Below are 4,077 nucleotides of genomic sequence, written 5' to 3'. Positions count from 1 at the left end.
GCTGTCCTCCACCGAGATCTCCAGGGCACCGTCCCCGGCTACGACTGACAGCTCCACCAGCCGGGGCGGGGGCGCGTCCGCTGCCGCGTCGATCGCGTTATCGAGCAGGTTCCCGAGGATGGCCACCAGGTCCTGGACGGCCAGCCCGGTGACCGCCGTCGACCCGCCCGTGCTGAGGGTCAGCTCCACGCCGCGTTCGTGGGCCTCCGCCACCTTGCCCATAACGAGGGCGCCGAGTACCGGTTCCTCGATGGAACTGACGAGGTCGTCTGTCAGGCGCTGGCTGAGCTCGAGGTCCTTGGTGGCGAAATCCAGGGCCTCGCCGCCACGGCCCAGTTCCATCAGGGACACGATGGTGTGCAGCCGGTTCGCGTGCTCGTGGGTCTGGGCCCGCAGTGCGTCGGAGAGGGTCCGCATGGTTTCCAGTTCGCTGCCGAGCGACTCGATCTCGGTGCGGTCCCGGATTGTCGCGACGGTGCCGTATACCGGAGGACCGGCCGATCCCAGGCGTTGCCTGACCGCGGGGGAGCGCGGCCCCACAGCCGGGCCCTGGTTGACCACCAGCACCCGCGGGCCGGTCAGGTGGATTTCATCCTGCGCGGTACGGCCGGATTCGAAGAGTTCCTTGAGGCTGGGGGCCAGGGGCAGTTCCGCGAGGGCCAAGGCCCCCTGTCCGCGGCCGTTTGCCGCACCGCCATCCGCCGGACCGCTTGCCACCGCACCGCCGTCGACCGGGCGCGGCGGGACCCCGAGCAGCGCGGCGGCCTGGTCGTTGTACATGACCACCTTGCCCCGCGGATCGATCAGGATCACCCCCTCCCGGACCGAGTGCAGCACCGACTCGTAGTACGCGAAGAGCTGCGCGAGCTGTTCCGGTCCCCAGCCCCGGGTCACCCGGCGCAGGTAGCGTCCCAGCAGCCAGGACGCGACGGAGCCGCCAGCCAGGAGGGCGACGGCGATGGCCAGCAGGGCGGGCAGGCGGCCGGAAAACGCCACGTCCACCGTCCCCACTGTGACGCCGGCCGCCACCAGCGCACGGACGTGCCCGTCCGCGTCCTTGACGGGGGCAATCGTGCGCACCGACGGGCCAAGGGTGCCGGCCATGATTTCGGTAAAGACCTGGCCCTGCAGCGCGGCATCGATCGAGCCGATGTACGGCTTCCCGAGCTCCTCGTTGCGCGGGTGGGTCCAGCGCGTCCGGTCCGGCGCCATGATGGTGATGAAGTCCGCCCGGGCGTCRCGCATGACCTTCAGGGCGTAGGGCTGGAGCCTGGCGCTGGGATCAGGGGCGCTCGCCGCCTCGAGGACCAGGGGGTTGTCCGCCACCGCCGTGGCGATCCCGGCCATCCGCCGGCCGGCCTCGTCATAGGCGTGGTCCCGGGCGTCCACAAAGGTCGCCGTGCCAACAACTGCGGTGAGGGCCAGCATAAACAGCAGGTGGGCAACAAAGAGCCTGCGCGCGATGCTCCAGTGGTGGATCATCAGCACCCTCCATGACCAATATGAACGCAACGGTGATGCGCGTCACTTCATCCCCAATGATGGAGGAACACGCAGAACGGACGTGATGCGAACCCCAAGCCGCATCACAGTCCAGCCTATCCAAGGAGAACACCATGGCCTCTCAACGAGGAGAGTCAGCGGCAGTCGCCGCGGCGCCGGTCAAAAAGCGCAAGGGGCTGGACAAGTCCCACTACCTTTACATTGCAGTCATTGTCGCCGTCGTCCTCGGCGCCCTGGTGGGCCTGATCTTCCCCGAGGTGGGTAAGTCGCTCAAGCCGCTGGGCGACGGGTTCATCAAGCTCATCAAGATGATGATCGCTCCCGTCATTTTCTGCACCATCGTGCTCGGCATCGGCTCCATCGCCAAGGCCGCCACGGTGGGCAAGGTCGGCGGCCTCGCCCTCGGCTACTTCATCGTTATGTCCACCTTCGCCCTGGCGATCGGCCTGGTTGTCGGCAACCTGATCCACCCGGGTGAAGGGCTCAAGCTCGCCCCGTACGATCCCAACAAGAAGGCCGCCACGGACAGCACCGTCGACTTCCTGCTCGGCATCATCCCGTCGGACATCCCCGTCCTGCCCACCCTGCTCGCCGCCATCCTGGTTGGCTTCGCACTGCAGAAGATGGGCGCCCAGGGCACCCCGATCCTGAAGGCCATCGGCCACGGCCAGGCCCTGGTCTTCCGCATCCTGATCATGGTCATGTGGCTCGCCCCGGTCGGCGCCTTCGGTGCGATCGCCGCCGTCGTCGGAGCCACGGGCGTGCAGGCCATCATCAGCATGGCCACCCTTATGGTCGCCTTCTATATCACTTGTGCTGTGTTCATCGTCGTGATCCTGGGCGGCCTGCTCCAGGTGGTCTCGGGCGTCAACATCTTCCGCCTGATGAAGTACCTCGGCCGCGAATACCTGCTGATCTTCTCCACGTCGTCCTCCGAGGCTGCCCTGCCCCGCCTGATCGCGAAGATGGAACACCTCGGTGTGTCCAAGCCGGTGGTCGGCGTGACCGTTCCCACCGGATACTCCTTCAACCTCGACGGCACGGCCATCTACCTGACCATGGCCTCCCTGTTCGTCGCCAACGCAATGGGCACGCCGCTGGACCTCGGCGCCCAGATCTCGCTGCTGGTCTTTATGATCATCGCCTCCAAGGGCGCCGCCGGTGTCACCGGCGCCGGCCTCGCCACCCTGGCGGCCGGCCTGCAGGCGCACCGCCCCGAGCTCCTCGGCGGCGTCGGCATGATCGTCGGCATCGACCGCTTTATGTCCGAGGCCCGGGCGCTGACCAACTTCACCGGCAACGCTGTGGCCACCGTCCTGATCGGCACGTGGGTCAAGGAGATCGACGGCGGCCAGGTTGAGCGTGTCCTCTCCGGCGCCGAGCCGTTCAACGAGCAGACCATGATCGCCGGCCACGCCAGCGAGCAGCCCGCCGCCCAGCCGGCCGGCGAGACGGCACGGCCCGTTCCGGCCAACGCCTGAGCACCTGCCCGCACGCACTGAAACCGCCCGGACGCGCACCCGCGTCCGGGCGGTTTTCTTCGTCCTGCCGGCCCGGCTTGCGGCAACCCTCGACCTCTACCAGAAGGTCAAGGCGCGCGGAACGGCGGTTGTCAAGGTCCGTCGAATACCGTGTCGGGGCCTGTAACCTTGGGAGGAATAACGATCCGCTCCGGCAGCCCGTGGGCAGAACACAGCAGCCAACAGGATCGGGCACTACAACATCACCGTCATCGAAAGTGTGGATAGATACGTGAGCAGCGAACAGGGTTCAGCCACTCTGGAAGGCACCGAGCTCGACCTGGACGACGCCATCATGGGCCCCACCGGGCGGCCCCTCCGCGAATTCCCGGAGCCGGCGCCGCTGTCATCCCACGGCCCCGCGCGCGTGATCGCCATGGTCAACCAGAAGGGCGGGGTGGGTAAAACCACGTCCACCATCAACCTGGCAGCCGCCCTGGCTGAATACGGCCGCCGCGTGCTGCTGGTCGACTTCGACCCGCAGGGCGCCCTCTCCGCCGGCCTGGGCACCAACCCGCACGAACTGGACCTCACCGTCTACAACGTGCTGATGGACCGCAAGGTGGACATCCGCGACGCCATCCAGAAGACCGGCGTCGAGAACGTGGACCTGCTGCCGGCGAACATCGACCTCTCGGCCGCCGAAGTCCAGCTGGTCAACGAAGTTGCCCGCGAACAGGTCCTCGACCGGGCCCTGAAGAAAGTCGAAGACGACTACGACGTCGTCCTCATCGACTGCCAGCCCTCGCTGGGCCTGCTCACCGTCAACGCCCTGACCGCCGCCCACGGCGTGGTCATCCCGCTGATCTGTGAATTCTTCGCCCTGCGCGCCGTGGCGCTGCTGGTCGAGACCATCGACAAGGTCCAGGACCGGCTGAACCCGCGCCTCCAGGTGGACGGCGTCCTCGCCACCATGTACGACGCCCGAACCCTGCACGGCCGCGAAGTCATCGCCCGGCTCGTCGAGGCGTTCGGGGACAAAGTCTTCGAAACCGTCATCAAACGCTCGATCAAGTTCGCTGACGCCACCGTCGCGACCGAACCGATCACCAGC

Annotated in this window: 3 protein-coding genes; 2 read left to right on the top strand and 1 reads right to left on the bottom strand. The window is 67.4% G+C overall.

Annotated elements, in window-relative coordinates; genetic code table 11:
- Positions 1 to 1,482: sensor histidine kinase (locus AC1DHD_RS14695; protein WP_476880422.1), on the bottom strand; the 1,482-nt coding region annotated here is incomplete at its 3' end.
- 134 nt (positions 1,483 to 1,616) lie between these two features.
- On the opposite strand from AC1DHD_RS14695, the gene AC1DHD_RS14690 reads away from it, so the two are divergent.
- Together AC1DHD_RS14690 and AC1DHD_RS14685 are read left to right on the top strand one after the other, a co-directional pair.
- The gene (locus tag AC1DHD_RS14690) at positions 1,617 to 2,984 is read left to right on the top strand and encodes a cation:dicarboxylate symporter family transporter (RefSeq protein WP_476880421.1); all 1,368 of its coding nucleotides are present in this window, start codon (positions 1,617 to 1,619) and stop codon (positions 2,982 to 2,984) included.
- A gap of 271 nt (positions 2,985 to 3,255) precedes the next feature.
- A partial coding sequence (locus tag AC1DHD_RS14685; RefSeq protein WP_476880420.1) for a ParA family protein occupies positions 3,256 to 4,077 on the top strand: 822 nt, incomplete at its 3' end.

The sequence above is a fragment of the Arthrobacter sp. 05L45_2 genome, from assembly GCF_056397525.1.
This window is presented reverse-complemented; position numbering and strand designations above follow the sequence as displayed.

What these genes read in the sequence shown, in the direction of transcription:
- AC1DHD_RS14690 (WP_476880421.1), top strand. Translation starts at nt 1,617, where the DNA reads ATGGCCTCTCAACGAGGAGAGTCAGCGGCAGTCGCCGCGGCGCCGGTC.